The 16,558-nt window shown below is 32.8% G+C and carries 15 protein-coding genes; 13 read left to right on the top strand and 2 right to left on the bottom strand.

Annotated elements, in window-relative coordinates:
* Window positions 1–3 precede the first annotated feature (3 nt).
* The 13 genes from OZP12_RS08940 (at window position 4) to OZP12_RS08880 (ending at window position 14,469) form a co-directional block, all read left to right on the top strand.
* Window positions 4–2,202 carry a type II secretion system protein GspD gene (locus OZP12_RS08940; protein WP_281228747.1) on the top strand — a complete coding sequence of 733 codons (2,199 nt, stop codon included), beginning with the start codon at window positions 4–6 and terminating at the stop codon, window positions 2,200–2,202.
* Window positions 2,202–3,395 (top strand): general secretion pathway protein, encoded by a 1,194-nt coding sequence (locus OZP12_RS08935; RefSeq protein ID WP_281228746.1) that lies wholly within the window; start codon window positions 2,202–2,204, stop codon window positions 3,393–3,395. The genes OZP12_RS08940 and OZP12_RS08935 overlap by 1 nt, the downstream gene beginning before the upstream one ends.
* Before the next feature lies 1 nt (window position 3,396).
* On the top strand, window positions 3,397–3,918 hold the full coding sequence (locus OZP12_RS08930) for a general secretion pathway protein (protein ID WP_281228745.1): 522 nt from the start codon (window positions 3,397–3,399) through the stop codon (window positions 3,916–3,918).
* Window positions 3,919–4,052: 134 nt separating this feature from the next.
* The gene (locus tag OZP12_RS08925; protein WP_281228744.1) at window positions 4,053–4,781 is read left to right on the top strand and encodes a hypothetical protein; all 729 of its coding nucleotides are present in this window, start codon (window positions 4,053–4,055) and stop codon (window positions 4,779–4,781) included.
* A gap of 50 nt (window positions 4,782–4,831) precedes the next feature.
* On the top strand, window positions 4,832–5,764 hold the full coding sequence (locus OZP12_RS08920) for a hypothetical protein (RefSeq protein ID WP_281228743.1): 933 nt from the start codon (window positions 4,832–4,834) through the stop codon (window positions 5,762–5,764).
* Between the two features lie 127 nt (window positions 5,765–5,891).
* The gene (locus OZP12_RS08915; RefSeq protein WP_281228742.1) at window positions 5,892–6,377 is read left to right on the top strand and encodes a hypothetical protein; all 486 of its coding nucleotides are present in this window, start codon (window positions 5,892–5,894) and stop codon (window positions 6,375–6,377) included.
* 2 nt (window positions 6,378–6,379) lie between these two features.
* Window positions 6,380–7,663, top strand: coding sequence for a hypothetical protein (locus OZP12_RS08910; protein WP_281228741.1), 1,284 nt, complete (start codon window positions 6,380–6,382; stop codon window positions 7,661–7,663).
* On the top strand, window positions 7,651–7,995 hold the full coding sequence (locus OZP12_RS08905) for a hypothetical protein (protein ID WP_281228740.1): 345 nt from the start codon (window positions 7,651–7,653) through the stop codon (window positions 7,993–7,995). The genes OZP12_RS08910 and OZP12_RS08905 overlap by 13 nt, the downstream gene beginning before the upstream one ends.
* Window positions 7,977–8,453, top strand: coding sequence for a PulJ/GspJ family protein (locus OZP12_RS08900; RefSeq protein ID WP_281228738.1), 477 nt, complete (start codon window positions 7,977–7,979; stop codon window positions 8,451–8,453). The genes OZP12_RS08905 and OZP12_RS08900 overlap by 19 nt, the downstream gene beginning before the upstream one ends.
* Window positions 8,443–9,579 (top strand): type II secretion system F family protein, encoded by a 1,137-nt coding sequence (locus OZP12_RS08895; protein WP_281228737.1) that lies wholly within the window; start codon window positions 8,443–8,445, stop codon window positions 9,577–9,579. Before OZP12_RS08900 ends, OZP12_RS08895 begins: the two co-directional genes overlap by 11 nt.
* Before the next feature lie 360 nt (window positions 9,580–9,939).
* Window positions 9,940–13,308 carry a beta strand repeat-containing protein gene (locus OZP12_RS08890; protein WP_281228735.1) on the top strand — a complete coding sequence of 1,123 codons (3,369 nt, stop codon included), beginning with the start codon at window positions 9,940–9,942 and terminating at the stop codon, window positions 13,306–13,308.
* A gap of 96 nt (window positions 13,309–13,404) precedes the next feature.
* Window positions 13,405–14,058, top strand: coding sequence for a hypothetical protein (locus OZP12_RS08885; protein WP_281228734.1), 654 nt, complete (start codon window positions 13,405–13,407; stop codon window positions 14,056–14,058).
* 168 nt (window positions 14,059–14,226) lie between these two features.
* Entirely contained in the window at window positions 14,227–14,469 is a 243-nt protein-coding gene (locus tag OZP12_RS08880) for a hypothetical protein (protein WP_281228733.1), read from the top strand.
* Between the two features lie 385 nt (window positions 14,470–14,854).
* Here the strand turns inward: OZP12_RS08880 and OZP12_RS08875 are convergent, their stop codons facing one another.
* Both OZP12_RS08875 and OZP12_RS08870 read right to left on the bottom strand, forming a co-directional pair.
* Window positions 14,855–15,448, bottom strand: coding sequence for an imm11 family protein (locus OZP12_RS08875; RefSeq protein ID WP_281228732.1), 594 nt, complete (start codon window positions 15,446–15,448; stop codon window positions 14,855–14,857).
* Entirely contained in the window at window positions 15,448–16,359 is a 912-nt protein-coding gene (locus OZP12_RS08870) for an RHS repeat-associated core domain-containing protein (protein ID WP_281229044.1), read from the bottom strand. The genes OZP12_RS08875 and OZP12_RS08870 overlap by 1 nt, the downstream gene beginning before the upstream one ends.
* Window positions 16,360–16,558: the final 199 nt, after the last annotated feature.

The raw sequence follows: 16,558 nt of genomic DNA, 5'->3' as shown, positions 1-16,558 counted from the left end.
TTCATGAAAAAAATAATTGCCCTAATTACAATACTGTTTTTTCAAATTTCATTTTCACAGGAGAACAGAATATTACAGCTTAAAAACAATATTGAAGCTATTTCTGCCGATACGCCGGGATTAAACGAAAAGATTAATATTAACATCAAAGAAGCTTCGTTATCAAGTTTTCTATTGGCCGTGTCTCAAATCCATAAATTAAATTTTAGCATTGACACCAATTTAAATAAAATTAATATTGTAAACAATTTTTCAGATGTAACTGTTGGGGATTTGCTTATATTCTTATGCAAGGAATACAATCTTACAATTGATTTTAGTGGAAATATTCTCGCAATAAAACCATACGAAAAACCAAAAGAAATTCAAAAGGACAAAATTATTGATGTTTCCTATGATTTGGGAAAAGATTTACTTTCCTTGAATTTGAAGGATGATAAATTATACGATGTTTTCAAAAAAATCATGGATGAAAGTGGCAAAAATTTAGTTTTTGCACCGGGTTTAGAAAATAATCTATTGACAGCATATATTAAAAATATGCCTTTTGATGCGGCTTTAAATAAATTGGCTTTTGCTAATAATTTGAATGTCACTAAATCTAGGGACAATTTTTACATTTTTGATAAGTTTGAAGGAAATTTTGTAACTGAAGGATCTCCTGATTCTAATGGCGCAACTGTAAGACAAAATAAACCACAGCGACCAAGAAAATCTAATTTCTTCTTTACGGTTCTAGATGCCGAGAAAAGACTGCTCAATGTTGATTTTGAAAACACACCAATTTCAAGTATCGTTTATGACATAGGCCATGAACTTGATTTGGATATGTTTATATCCAGCCCTTTGGAAAGCGCCGGAAACGCAACAGTAAAGGCAAAAAACATTACTTTCGATGAACTTTTGGTAAAACTTTTTGAAACAAAAGCGGACAATAATTCTTCATCAAACAATAATTCACAACAATTTAGTAATAACGGTAATAATTCAATGGCATCCGCCTCTAGCTATACTTTTAAAAAGAATGGTTCTGTTTATTATTTTGGAACTAAAGACCAACTTGTAGTCAGAAATATTAAATTGATTCCTTTAATGTACCGATCCATCGAAATTTTGAATGACCCATCCAAAGAAGGCAGAAGTGCAGGTAGATTAAGCAACACGAATAATTATTCCAATTATAACTCTTTTGATACCACAAGTAACAACAGTACTAGATCGAGTTCTAATTCCAATTACTCAAATGCCAACAGTAACTCTAGCAATAGTGCTGGCAATTATTCGTCATCGGGAGCAAATAGCAGTGGTTCTTCAGAATCAATTTTAACTATTATCCCTGATGAAGTAAAAAAAGATTTAGATATAAAAATTGATAAGGAACTAAATAGTTTCTTAGTAAATGGTCCTGCTGCGAATATTGAACGGTTTGAGTCTTTTATAAAATATATTGACAAAGCAGTTCCCGTTATTTTAATTGAAGTGATGCTTCTGGAGGTAAATCGTAACGCAAAAGTGGAAACAGGCATCAAGGCGGGAATTGGGGACAAGCCGGTAACAACTTCCGGAACTGTATTCCCTAACGCCGATATTAATTTAGGAGCAACAACAATTAACAAAATCATTGACGGATTTAGCGGATTTGGCTCTTTGAATATAGGGAAAGTTGTTCCTAATTTTTATTTAAGTCTAAAAGCGATGGAAACAAACGGAAATTTAAAAATTCGTTCTTCCCCTAGGTTATCTACCCTAAATGGGCACAAAGCTTATTTGTCCATTGGAGAAACAACCTACTATGTAGTCACAAATCAAAATTATTACGGTTCCCAAATCCCTCAGGCTTCTGAAGTAAAAAATTATCAACCTATTGATGCTGAATTATCAGTTAGTATTATGCCATTGGTTTCCGGCAACGGTCAGATTACTTTGGATATTAAAGTAATACAATCTAGTTTTAATGGCCAAAAAGTTGATGCTAATGCGCCTCCGGGAATCAATTCCAGAGAATTCACATCAATTGTTAGAGTAAAAGACGAAGACTTAATCGTGTTGGGAGGACTTGAAGAATCGGTAAAAAATGACTCGGGAACTGGAGTTCCGGTTTTATCAAGAATTCCGGTTGTAAAATGGTTCTTTAGCTCCCGAAAAAGAGAAGATTCTAAGAAAAAACTAAGCGTGTTAATCAAACCTACTGTTATTTACTAATGGCCACATTATCCTTAAATACTTTTTTACTAGGAAATCAATACATTGGCATTGAACATTTCACTTCAAACAATGAAGAAAAAATTGCATTGCTTCTAGTTGAAAAGAAAAAAGAAGGCCTTGTAATTGTTAAAAAAGACAGAGTTAGCTATAATGGGAAAATAGCAGAAAAATGGAATACCAAGCTTCCCTTTTTTTTAGTTATAAATTCGAATCAGGTAATTCAAAAAGAAATTCCAGGCATAGAAGCATCTGATGAAAAACTGTTGCATAAATCTTTTCCAAACACAAACTGGGACGAGTTTTATTACGAAATCTGGAGATTAAAGACAAAATCGGTTATTGCAATTGCGAGAAAGTCTTATATAGACACTTTGCTTAAGGATTATCAAAATCAAAAAATAACTATCGGCGGAATGAGTCTTGGTATCTGTTCTGTTATTGATATCATTGATTATGCCAATGAAAATGAACTGTACACAAATCATCAACGAATAGCACTTGCAGAAGATCAGATAATCACCATTAATCCATTAGAATCTGCAATAACTTATAACATTAATGACCTTCAAATTGAAAACAGACAGTTATTAACTTTTTCAGGAGTTTTAAGATTGATAATAAATAACACTCTAAATACCGGTTCAATAATATCCTTTAGCGAAGTGTTGTATAACGACTATAACCAAAAAGCTTTTTTCAATAAAGGCTTCAAAATAATGGTCGGAATCCTATTGGGAATATTACTTTTAAATTTTATGTTTTTTACGCATTATTATCAGTTAGCCCAAGAATCATCCGAAATCTTATTAGTGAATAAATCTGCGATTGAAAATGTCGGCAAAATAAAACAACGAATTATTGCAAAAGAGGAAAAAGCAAAAGGAATAGACGGGAGAATATCTTCCCGAAGTTCTTTGATTATCAATGAAATCGCCAATAAAGTCCCTGCCTCTATCTTATTAACAGAATTAACTTTCAACCCGTTGGAGAAAAAAATCAAAGCCGATGAAGCAATAGTCACAAAAGATAAAACTATTGTAATTTCGGGTACTACAATTGCCAACCAAGATTTTACAAAATGGGTTGAAGAAATTGAAAAACTAAAATGGGTTGATAAGGTTCTAATAACGCATTTTGGCAAAAATGAAGAGAATGAAACAACATTTTCTATAAATCTAACACTTAGGTAAAATGAATTTGAACAGAAAAAACAAACTGCTGATAATTGGATTTTGTGGTGTGCTTTACATTTGTTATTCATTTGCAATCTCAAATACCATACAGTATTACAGCGAGTACAAAAATAAGCAGGAAGAGATAACTGCAGATAGCAACATGCCAAAGTTAGTGGCGCAATTAGTCCAAAAAGAAAAGCAGTTAGATAAGATGCTGTCAAATTATGACGAAAGCATAACGGAATCATTTCAAAATGATTTACTGAAACAATTGACGTCTTACAGCAATAGCTATCATCTAAAGATTGTGGATTTTAAGGAGCCCCATATGATCTCGCAAAAAGGATTTACCACGACGAGTTATGAATTTTCCCTGGAAGGAACATTTAATGGTTGTTTGGCCGCTCTGAATAAAGTGGAAAACAATCCAATGTTGGGAAGTATCAAACATTTGAGCTTTATCAAAAAACGAAATTATAAAACCAATGCAGACCAATTGTTTGTAGAGGTCATAATTCAAAAAAACAAAGGCCTTTGATTTAGACAAATTATTACTTAAAGCTTATAAACGAAATTCAAACAAAAACTTCAACAGTAGATTTGTTTTTAACAAAATGAATCAAAAAAATCTTTTCATCGAAAAAATATATTTCTCATTAAAAAAAAAGTGCTATGTTAAAAAAAATTGTTGCTTTGTTAATATTGGTCTGTGTTGCCTGTCAGACAACCAAAATCAAGAATGACAGCTACAGATTCTCATCTTCAGTTATCGAATTGGGATGTATTGGGTCTTCAATGCTGTCTAATCGTGAAAATACTTTTGAAGCAAAAGGGTTGCCTGTCCTCAAAAATAATGTTCGGGTAGAAATCGGAGTAGTTCCCTACAATAGAAAATTGAATCAGATTTATAAGGCAAAAGCCAAATACAACCAAAAACAGACCAAAGTGGCATTTATAGACAGCTTGCCCATTAAACCTGAATTGGTAACCATCAAAATTTTGGATATTGTGGGCTTAGTCCACGAAATAAACTCAGACTATAACAGTGATATTTTAAAACTTTTAACCGACACCCAAGATTCAAAAATCATTTCGAGTCTGGCTGTAAGTTTATCAACCGATGAAATCGACAAAATAAGACAATCAGACGCTTTTTATCTAACGAATAATCAATACCAAAAATACACGATTGCCTTATATAAAGAAGGAAAGAAAAGTGCCATAATCGATATAAATCCAGGAACTATAGTAGCATATCAGGTAAGCTCATTTTGTTGGACAAAAACGGCCAGAGGAAATTGGATTGTCGCTGATATCGTAAATGAAAAAAATAAATGTTCCGGAATAACAAAACATAAAATGGCCGAAAAGGAAAACAAAAAAAGTCTTTTCGATATGTAATTTGTCTTTAAAATTGATTAAATTATCTGAATAAATACTATTGTAAAACCATGAATAAAATTTCACTAAAATATTTTTTATTTTTCATCATACTAAGCTTCACTTCTTGTGAAGAAATTCTGTATGTCGAGGATATATCCCAAAATGAAGTTGTGCTTACCGCTCCTGCAAATAATGTAACCTTATCTTTTTCCAGTGTAACATTTTCATGGGAAGCCGTTGAAAATGCTGAAAAATATCATTTACAGATAGCAACCCCAAATTTTACCAATGCCCAAAAAATAGTTTTGGATACAATAATCACAAAAAACTCTTTTACACAACAATTAAATATTGGGAAATATGAATGGAAAGTAAAAGCAGTAAACAGCGCCTATGAAACCGCATATTCGGCAAGAAGTTTTGAAATCTTGAATAATGATGACTTTCAAAAAAACACTGTTATTCTATTGTCCCCAAGCAGTAACTTAATTACTAAAACTCCTTTGCAAAAATTATCTTGGGATCCTATCCTAGGGGCCACAAACTATCAAATTCAAATTTTGGACGAAAACAATACTCTTGTAAAAGAACAAATTACAGATGCAACTCTTCTCAATTACACTTTTGATGAAGGTAAGTTTACCTGGAAAGTAAGGGCAACCAACGGAACCGTTCAAACTCTCTATACTTCAAGAAGTCTTTTAGTGGATACAAAAGTTCCAAACACCCCTACCCTTTCTGGCCCTGTCAATGCAAGTTCCACAACCAATACGAGCATTGATTTTCAATGGAGCAGAACTCCTGTCGCAGGAAGTGCCGAAAAAGACAGTATCTATGTTTATAGTGAAAGCTCGTTAACGAACTTAAATTTTAAGGACAAAGCAACTAGCCCTTACAACAAAACACTTGCATCCGGAACGTATTATTGGTTTGTAAAATCATTTGATGAAGCAGGTAATGAAAGTGCAAAAAGCACAGTCTTTAATTTTATCATAAAATAATTTCCTCCCAATACTAAAACATAAATTAGTTCAAAAAAAAAGAAGAACACTTAAAAGAAAAAATCATAAAAGTTTAATTTTAAGAATTATAAAAATTAAAACTTAACCAAAACAAAATAAGACATAATTGAAAAACAAAAAAAACATATACATTCTGTTGCCTCTAGTTTTATTGGTATGGGGTGCTGTTTTATATCAGCTCTTTTCATTTACAAAATCGGATGAAGTATTGACTGCAGAAAATACAGAATTCAATTTTAAACCTTTAAAGATTAATAAAAGAGAACCTTTTAGCATAAATGTGAATTATAGGGATCCATTTTTAGGGAAATTGTATAACACTGAAACGGCTTCAAAAACAAAAACGGTACATCCCAAAACAACAAAAGTCGTTAAAGAACCTGAAACATTGGCATGGCCAAAAATCATCTACGAAGGTCTTATATCGGATTCAAAGGGTAAAAATAAAATTTTTGTACTCGTTATAAATAACAAAAATTATTATATGAGAATAGGCGACACAGAAAATGAAGTTTTTCTAAAAGATGGTGATAAAGAATCTGTCTATGTCAAATACAAGGGGAATCTTAATATAATAATGATACAGGATTGAAATTGAAACTCAAAATCAAATCCGGAGCTTTACAATTTACGGTCTTTATTGCCGTACTGATTGCTTTGCTTTTATCAGGCCTTATTTTATACGCCTACACTTTTATTTACATGAAAGAGCAATCTAAAGGTGCCATTGAAAATATTCAGATTGCGGATATCGGAATCCAGTCGCTTTTGGAACAAAAAGAATTAAGTACAGATACACTTCAAATTGACTTTCTCAGAAAAGAAAATCAGACCATAAAAACCCATTTATCGCGATGGGGAGTTTTCCAAAAAGGTGTAACAACGACACAATTTCGTAAAAAGAAATTTACTAAAACTGCTATCATAGGATCAGTTATAACTGCAGATAAATCACCTACCCTATATTTACAGGAAACCCGAAATCCATTGACGGTTGTTGGAAAGACAAAAATACAAGGTATTGCCTATTTACCGATTCAAGGAGTTCACTCTGGCTATATTGATGGAAACAGTTATTATGGTTCACAGTTAATTTATGGACGCGTCGAAAAAAGCACATCAGAGCTTCCTAAAACTGAAAAATCTTTTATTGCCACTTTGAACTTTTATCTGAAAGAATATAAAATAAACCATTCAGAAGACTATATCAATTTGAATTCGAGTAGTAGAATTACAAATTCTTTCAAAGAAAAAACAAAGGGATTTTATTCTGAAAATGCCATTACAATAGAAAACAAAACAATTACAGGAAATATTATAATCAAATCGGAAACTTCGATCAAAATAAAAAAAACAGCCTTACTGAAGGATTTGATTCTAATCGCCCCTATTATCGAAATTGAAGACGAAACTAATGGTTGTTTTCAAGCAATCGCCTCAAAAAGAATTACACTGGGCAAAAAATGCAACCTGGCTTATCCTTCTGCTTTACTGTTGTTTCAAGACAATAAAAGTAGTGATGGGGGCAATTCTAACTTCAATTCTTTACCTAAAAACCAAATTTTCATAGATACAGGAAGCAATCTAAAAGGAACCATTACCTACCTCCAGACAAAAGAGACACCTGATTTTCAAACACAAATCGTTCTAGAAAAAGACTCCAAAATAAAAGGACAGGTTTATTGCAACGGTAATTTTGAAATAAAAGGAACTGTTTCGGGCTCAGTTTATACCAAACAGTTTGTCGCAAATCAGTCAGGTTCAATTTTTATGAACCATGTTTATAATGCCACTATTGAGAACCAAAATATACCCGAAGTTTATGGTGGAATAATTTTGGAACAAGAACCAAAAACAGTTTTGAAATGGTTATACTAAAAAAAATAAAATCGGCAACATTGATTGAAGCCGTTGTAGCCACAGTTTTGGTTGTAATCATTTTTATTATCGCGAGTTTAATATTAAACAATCTGGTTTTTAATACTTTTTCAAAAAACACTCATGGAGTCGAAACCAGAATTAACGAATTGGAATACGAAATACAAAATAACGATATAAAATTACCCTATCAGGAAAATTTTAAAGATTGGAATATCAGTATAGAATTAGAAACAGTTTCAACAAAAAAAGTAATTTCTATTTTGGCAGTAAACAATATTTCCAAAAAAGAAATTGCAAAAAAGCAAATCGTATGGTCACAAGAAAATTAAGATCATTCACGTTAGCCGAATTAATAGTAGTCATGATTATAACTGCCATAGTCGTGGGTATGGCATTTAGTGTTTTAAGGATTGTCCAAAAACAGATTCATACCATTCAAAGTAATTTTGATAAAACAAGCGCATTGGTTCTTTTTGAACAAAAATTGTGGCAGGATTTCAATGAACCACATGCCATTTTCTATGATAATGATAAACAATCTCTCATAATGACATCCGAAATTGACACTATAACTTATTCGTTCTACGAAAAATACAGCATGCGAAACCTTGACACGATTAAATTAAAAATAATACCCAGCAAAGCCTTTTTTAAAGGAAAAGAAATAAATTCAGGGCAAATTGATGCCCTGTCTGTATCTGCCGAAACAGAATTACCCGGATATCAGATTTTTGTTTCAAAAAAAAATGACTTAACCTTTTTCATGAATCAGGAAGATGGCCTTTAAAATAGAAAATACTCCAAATAAAAAAAATGTTCAGCCAAAAAGTCAGAATAGTATCGAAGCCCTTCTGAAAAAAGAAATTACTCTTTTTGGAAATAGTTTTAACAACAAAAAAAAGCAGGCTTTTTACCTCGAACTAGCTGTTTTACTTAAAGCTGGTGTAAGCTTTAAGGAAGGACTCTCACTCATTATTGAGTCAGTAAAGAAAAATGCCGACAAAGATTTGATGCAAAACATCTTAAATGAAGTGGTGAACGGAAAACCTTTTTCAGAGGCATTACGCCTTTCAAAATCATTTACAGAATATGAGTATTACTCTATTCAGATTGGTGAAGAAACGGGAACTACTGCACAGGTATGTCAAGAACTGGGATACTTCTTTGAACGCAAAAACGAACAGAAAAGAATTATCATCGCAGCACTTACCTATCCTTCTATAGTACTAAGCACCGCTGTTTTAGTAGTTGTTTTCATGCTGAGTTATGTTGTACCCATGTTTCAGGACATCTTTAAGCAAAACCATATGGAACTTCCAGTCCTGACGCAGTTTATTGTAAAACTGTCGATTTGCACCAAAACGTATGGACTATACTTTTTGGTTACTATTATTGCTTTTATCATTTCAACTCAATTTTTTAAGGATAATCTAAAGTACAAAAGAACTCTTCATTATTTTTTAGTAAAAATTCCTGTTTTGGGTACTTTTATGGCTAAAGTCTATCTGGCACAATTTACCCAGGCAGTTACGTTACTGACCACGGCCAAAGTTCCTTTACTGAATAGTATCCAAATGGTAAAAAAAATGATTCAATTTGTACCATTGCAAGAAGCACTAGAGAAAGTCGAAAACAGTATTCTCAAAGGAAACAGTTTAAGCTCCAGCCTAAAAAACACTCCTCTTTTTGATAACCGAATAATCTCCTTAGTAAAAGTTGCCGAAGAAACAAATCAGACAGAATTTGTTTTTAAACAACTCAGCGAACAATATAATCAGGAAGTGATACAGCAATCAAAACTAATGACTACTGTTTTAGAGCCTTTTATAATTCTTTTTATCGGAGTTTTGGTAGCTGTTTTATTGATAGCAATGTACTTACCAATGTTCCAGTTAAGCAGTGCAATAAACTAGTAGTATCTTCAAATCATCAGGAAGAATAATTTTTGAAAAAAAAAGTACTTGTAATTACGAATCAACCAAATAATGTTAAACAATGAATCTAATGATAATTCCTTAAGAATAAGTATTTAAAATATTTAACAAATTATTCATTACAAAGTATATTATCAAAAATTCAACACAGAACAATTGATTATAATTAAACCACAATAAAACAAGGATTCAAAACATTTTCATACTAGCTTTTTCAATAAATCAAGTCAAAAATTAAGCTTAAAAAAAGCTTAAAAAATATTACATTTTTTATTAGGAATAATTGTCTAAAATAAAATAAAAAAGTAATATTGCAGGAATTAATTTATTTATATTAACATGAAAAATCTATTAAAATTATTCCTTATATTATTATTACTTTTAAATGCAATTAATACAAATGCACAAAACAATAATGGTAATGGAGCGAATCACCCCTCTGGCGGATTAAGCACAGGTTGGGGTGGTCCAACTGTTATTTTTGCTAACTCACCAACTTCAAATACTAATGTCGGAATTGGAACAACAAACCCTACAGCAAGACTTGAGGTTGTGGGAGACGTAAAAACAGGTCCTTTTACTTCTACAGGTGAAATAAAGGCTAATTCTATCATTTCAATAGGTGACTTCACATCAAAGAATGGTTTTTTTACAAATAGTGTAGGTATTGGAACAAATACACCTACTGCAAAACTTGAAGTGATTGGAAATATAAAAGCAGGCCCAATTACATCTACAGGTTTATTGCAAGCAAATTCTATAACTTCAATCGGTGACTTTAATTCTAACAATGGTTTTTTCATTGGTAATGTGGGGATTGGAACTACTACCCCTACAGCAAAACTAGAGGTAATTGGTGATGTAAAAACAGGTGCAATTACATCTAGTGGTCCAATAAAAGGAAATTCAATTACATCGACAGGATTAATTCAAGGTAGTTCTATCACTTCTGAAGGATTGATTCAAGCTGGTTCTATAAATTCTACCGGAAATATCAATGCTAGCAACGGTCTATTTACAAACAATGTTGGAATTGGGACAGCTACTCCTACTGCTAAATTGGAAGTAGTCGGTGACCTAAAAACTGGACCAATAACTTCAACAGGATTAATACAAGGAAAATCCATTGCTATGGATGGTGACATAAAATCAGATAATGGTTTTTTTATTGGTAGTGTAGGAATTGGGACTACTACTCCTACAGCAAAACTGGAAGTAGTTGGTGATGTCAAGACTGGTGCAATTACATCTACTGGTGCAATACAAGGAAATTCGATTACGTCTACAGGATTAATTCAGGCCGGATCCATTAATTCTACTGGAAATATTAATGCAAATAATGGTTTATTTGCAAACAATGTAGGAATCGGAACTATTACCCCTACTGCTAAGCTTGAAGTCGCTGGAGACCTTAAAGCGGGACAAATTACATCTACAGGATTAATTCAGGGAAAATCTATTGCAATGGAAGGTGATATTAAATCAGATAATGGTTTTTTTACCAATAATGTGGGAATCGGAACTACGACTCCAACAGCTAAATTAGAAGTTGTTGGGGATATAAAAGCTGGTCCAATTACTTCAAGCGGAACAATACTAGCAAATTCAATCACTTCTACAGGATCAATTCAGGCTAGTTCCGTTACTTCATCTGGTTTAATCCAAGCTAGTTCTATTACTTCTGAAGGATTGGTTCAAGCAGGTTCAATCAATTCTACAGGAAATATCAATGCTAATAATGGTTTGTTTGCAAATAATGTTGGAATTGGAACAGCTAATCCTACTGCTAAGCTAGAAGTAGCTGGCGACCTAAAAGCAGGACAAATTACATCTACAGGATTAATTCAAGGAAAATCAATCGCTATGGAAGGCGATATAAAATCGGACAATGGTTTTTTTACCAATAATGTCGGAATCGGAACCACTACTCCAACCGCAAAATTAGAAGTAGTGGGAGATTTAAAAGCAGGTCCAATTACATCTAGTGGAGCTATACAAGCAAATTCAATTTCTTCTACAGGATTAATTCAAGCTAGTTCCATTAATTCATCTGGTTTAATCCAAGCTAGTTCTATAACTTCTGAAGGAACAATTCAAGCCGGTTCAATCAATTCAGTTGGAAATATAACAACTACTGGAACAATACTAGCTAAATCCATTGCAATGGATGGAGACATTAACTCAAAAAATGGTTTTTTTACCAATAATGTGGGAATCGGAACTACGACTCCAACCGCAAAATTAGAAGTAGTTGGTGATTTAAAAGTGGGGCCAATTACATCTACAGGAGCAATACAAGCAAATTCAGTCACTTCTACAGGATTAATCCAAGCCAATTCAATTACATCATCGGGAACAATACAAGGTAACTCTATTACAGCCGAAGGATTGATTCAAGCCGGTTCCATTAATTCTACGGGAAACATCAATGCCAACAATGGTTTATTTGCAAATAATGTTGGTATTGGAACAACTACCCCTAATGCTAAGCTTGACGTGGCTGGAGACCTAAAAGCGGGACAAATTACATCTACAGGATTAATTCAAGGAAAATCAATCGCTATGGAAGGCGATATAAAATCGGACAATGGTTTTTTCGCCAATAATGTCGGAATCGGAACCACTACTCCAACGGCAAAATTAGAAGTAGTTGGTGATTTAAAAGCAGGTCCAATTACATCTAGTGGAGCTATACAAGCAAATTCAATTACTTCTACTGGACTAATTCAGGCTAGTTCCCTTACTTCATCTGGTTTAATCCAAGCTAGTTCTATTACTTCTGAAGGGACAATTCAAGCTGGTTCGATCAATTCAGTTGGAAATATTACAACAGCTGGAACAATACAAGCTAAATCCATAGCAATGGATGGTGACATTAATTCAAAAAATGGTTTTTTTACCAATAATGTTGGTATTGGTACAGCAACGCCAACCGCAAAACTTGAAGTAGTTGGAGATTTTAAATCTGGTGCAATAACATCAACTGGATCAATACAAGCAACCGCTATTAATTCTACAGGTGATATTAATGGTAGCAATGGACTATTTACAAACAATGTAGGAGTAGGAACTACTACACCTTCAGCAAAACTTGAAGTAGTTGGCGATTTGAAATCCGGACCGATAACATCAACGGGGCTGATACAAGCAAATTCTATTACCTCTGCCGGAGACATCTCGGGTAATAATGGACTATTCGCAAACAATGTAGGAATCGGTACTTCTACACCTTCCGCAAAACTTGAAGTAGTTGGAGATTTTAAGTCAGGTGCAATTACATCAACTGGATTAATACAAGGAAATTCAATTACCTCTACTGGTGATATTAATGGTACAAATGGCTTATTTACAACTAGCATCGGAATTGGAACCTCTAATTTTGCCGACGGTGCTGACACTTATAAACTATCTGTAAAAGGAAAAGTAAGAGCTGAAGAAATTAAAGTATATAATACCTGGGCCGATTATGTTTTTGCAGTTGATTACAAATTACCAACTTTAAAAGAAGTTGAGGCTTATATTAAAGAAAATGGTCATTTACAAAACGTTCCTTCTGCTAAAGAAGTGACCGAAAAAGGATTAGCTCTTGGAGAAATGGCAAAAATCCAACAAGAAAAAATTGAGGAATTGACATTATATGTAATCCAACAAAACAAAGAAATAGAGGAATTAAAACTACAGGTTAAAGCTCTATTAAACAAAAAATAGAATAAATATAAAAAAAACAATATCTCGATCTGATTAAAGCCCAATATTGAATTACTTATGATGTATTGGGCTAAACTCAGATAGTGAAAAGCTATAATGAAAAAAAACATACTAACTATACTATTACTTTCTTCCTTAAATCTTGTTTTTTCACAAAAAAAGGAATTAAATAATGTTGTTAAAATTAATTCAGTTACTATTTTTTCTAAGGTGTATGATTTTCAATATGAGAGAATACTTAATGACAAAAATTCAATTCAATTTGGATTAGGTGTTGGGAATAATAACGTTAGCGACGTCCAAGAATTCCAAGATTTATATAGAAAGAATTTCGGAAGAACATTAAACAACCCAACAAATACCTCTTATAATGAAAAGACATTTTCATTGAATATTGATTACAAATATTACTATTTGAAAACTACGACTGCACCAAGAGGTCTTTATTTAAGCCCATCATTTCAATATTTTAAATATCAAGAAGAATTTAATGCTATGGAACAAGGTGAATGGGACAATTGGTCTCAAAGCTTTAATTACACAAAAAGAGCCTATAAAAAAGAGCAAAGTTTAATTAATTTGAGAGCTTTAGTTGGGTGTCAACTAATAATTGCAAACTGTGTCTCATTAAATCCTTATTTCGGGCCAGGTTTTGCTTTTGGTAGTGCCAAAGATTTTTATGGCCACACAGATGATGATGAAAAAGGCTTTATACTGAATTATGGTGTTTATGCTGGATTTTCATTCTAATCTAACGACATCTTATTTATAAAAACAAGAAAACAGGTATATCACGCCTGTTTTCTTGTTTTACACAGTTGTCATCGCAAAGTTACAAACCTTTGCCTGGCTCACACGATAATTTTCGACATTCATAAGAGCGTTTTGTCGAAGTACCATTCAACAAATGAACCTGATATGCTGGCTCGAATTTATCGAGATAAAAACGAGCATGGTCATAAGGTTACCTCTCAAAAGATGTTTGCCGTTGAGGTGGATATTATGAGCGCAGTTATAAAGGATTTGAACGCTAAAGGCGTTTATGTACTGTACGTGTATGATGCGCTTTTATGTGAGGAGAAGGATTGTGATCTGGTTGCAAAAACCATGAACAAGATTGTTCTAGAGCATGGTGTAAAAACGACTACAAAGCTAGACTGAATATATTAATCTTATAAAGTTCAAAAAGGTAATAAACAATAAAAACCAAAAGCCACTCCGATTGAAGTGGCTTTTTTTTATTTTAGACTGTTTGTTCTAACACTCATGTTTATTAAGAATTACTTACATGGAACTCTTTTTATAAAAGTGCCGTTCGAAAAGCAGTGGAATACCAAGTATGGTTTGAAGCCATTTTTTTCAGTTTAAGACATTATAAAATAAAAAAAACAACCCGAAAAGTTGTTTTAATTTTTATGCGATATTACTGTAAAACTTTGATTATCTGCAAATGTGTGATGAAATATTTAGCCACCAACACATCTGATACATTACCTAAGCTGTGTGACTTATCGTTCTGGAGATATATCCAAGCTAATCGTTTTTTTTATACTACAGATATTTCTTCAAAATCTACACCAGTTAACTTTTCTTTTTGGATTGCTTTTTTAATCACTTCACTAACATAAATTCCTGATGTGATTTCCCAAAATAATTGTGGTTTGTGAAATATATTATAATTCATAATTTTTTCATATGAAAAGACAGGTTTAACAATATGCTTTGTTCCTTGCGCAAATATAGTTTTTTGTTCATCTAATACATCCATTTTTTTTTCAAACCGTGGAATAAAATAAACTCTTTTTTCCTTCTCTGACTTTACATTTACCTTCATCCAAACAATAGCTTCTTCTCCTGTCATATTATCACAAACTACATTCTTCATTTTTTCTGACATTAAAGGCCATGCAAGATTATTAGGTTGATAATCCAGCCATAAATATTTTAAGTCTGACAAATCATTACTCACTTGCAATTTAGCTTTACCAAAGACAACTTTCTTTAAAATTAAATCAAATGGCAATTCTAATTTTGTTTTTAACTCAGGAACTAACTCATGAGACAAAGGAGTTTCATCTTCTGTGTATGCAAAAGCAGTACCTCTCTTTACTTTATCCGCTAAAAAAAAATATTCTTTCATTACTTCCAACCTGTTTTGTTTACTATATCTGGGTTTTTTATAAGTGGCTGTATTACATATTCATCATACAGCTCTAGGAACTTAGTTACATTTCCTTCAGCTCCCGCCTCAGCGGCTTGCATACCTTCTAATACAAATTGATGATATTGTTTTGGATGCCTTGAATAATGGCGCACATCTGTAATTAGAATTTTATTCCAAGCTGCATCAAGCTTTAGTCCAAGTTTACTAGCAATAGCTTCATATTGGGGAGTAAATTTAGAAAGATGTTTATTAGATGCAATATGATGCAAGATATATTTCCCTTCTGGTAATAACTTTCCAATCTTAATAAAAGGTACAACAGCCATAGCTCCTTCAAATGTTGCCCCACCTTTGCCCATTTCATTACCAAACATATCATGACCTTCTGTAAATCCTTTATAGGCATTTAATAAGCCCACTCCAGGATGTAAAGAGCCAATTAATTGTCCAAAACCTTGCCCAAATTTATCTGCTAGAATGTCAAATTTATTGCCATATTTATAAAAGTCATACTCTAAGTCTCCTAATGAATAACTCTTAGGTTTCCCTTGAATTACAACTTCATTTAATTGTGCAATATCAGTTGATGAATTCTTATAGGCGCTATTCATATCCCCACAAGGAACAGAATTACCATTCGCATCAGTACAATTCCCACCATCAGGGTCAATCATACTTATTGGATTATTCCCCATTCCCATATATGGCGAATAATTTTGACCATACGGGTCAGGATTCAACCACCTTCCAATCCTTCCATCCCAGAGCCTCAGTTGAAACGCCTCCATTCCTGTTTCCTTATCGAGCTCTTGTCCTTGGAAAGCGTATCTGTAATTTCCTTGGGAATTCCTTCCTGGAAGCTGCTCTCCAAAAGGATAACCTCTTATACACTATTTTGAATCAGGTTTTATTTTTAAGAACGTGAAGCGAATATAAACAAAAAAACCACCTAGTTTGAACATGCCCCAAATAGTGTCTAACTTTTTGGGGCATGTTCAGTAATAGAAGTGGCTTTTTTTATTTTAGGTTAATAGTTCAAACCTTCATGTTAATTGAGAATTCCTTATATGGGACTCTTTTTTATAA

This window comes from Flavobacterium aquiphilum, assembly GCF_027111335.1.
GTDB classification, from domain to species: Bacteria; Bacteroidota; Bacteroidia; order Flavobacteriales; family Flavobacteriaceae; genus Flavobacterium; species Flavobacterium aquiphilum.
Note: the sequence above shows the minus strand (reverse complement) of the source record. Positions and strands in the feature narration are given on the sequence as shown.

Coding starts and splice junctions, on each gene's coding strand:
- OZP12_RS08890 (WP_281228735.1), top strand. CDS start 9,940: ATGAAAAATCTATTAAAATTATTCCTTATATTATTATTACTTTTAAAT.
- OZP12_RS08920 (WP_281228743.1), top strand. CDS start 4,832: ATGAATAAAATTTCACTAAAATATTTTTTATTTTTCATCATACTAAGC.
- OZP12_RS08885 (WP_281228734.1), top strand. CDS start 13,405: ATGAAAAAAAACATACTAACTATACTATTACTTTCTTCCTTAAATCTT.
- OZP12_RS08940 (WP_281228747.1), top strand. CDS start 4: ATGAAAAAAATAATTGCCCTAATTACAATACTGTTTTTTCAAATTTCA.
- OZP12_RS08925 (WP_281228744.1), top strand. CDS start 4,053: ATGTTAAAAAAAATTGTTGCTTTGTTAATATTGGTCTGTGTTGCCTGT.
- OZP12_RS08935 (WP_281228746.1), top strand. CDS start 2,202: ATGGCCACATTATCCTTAAATACTTTTTTACTAGGAAATCAATACATT.
- OZP12_RS08875 (WP_281228732.1), bottom strand. CDS start 15,448: ATGAAAGAATATTTTTTTTTAGCGGATAAAGTAAAGAGAGGTACTGCT.
- OZP12_RS08905 (WP_281228740.1), top strand. CDS start 7,651: ATGGTTATACTAAAAAAAATAAAATCGGCAACATTGATTGAAGCCGTT.
- OZP12_RS08930 (WP_281228745.1), top strand. CDS start 3,397: ATGAATTTGAACAGAAAAAACAAACTGCTGATAATTGGATTTTGTGGT.
- OZP12_RS08895 (WP_281228737.1), top strand. CDS start 8,443: ATGGCCTTTAAAATAGAAAATACTCCAAATAAAAAAAATGTTCAGCCA.
- OZP12_RS08900 (WP_281228738.1), top strand. CDS start 7,977: ATGGTCACAAGAAAATTAAGATCATTCACGTTAGCCGAATTAATAGTA.
- OZP12_RS08880 (WP_281228733.1), top strand. CDS start 14,227: ATGCTGGCTCGAATTTATCGAGATAAAAACGAGCATGGTCATAAGGTT.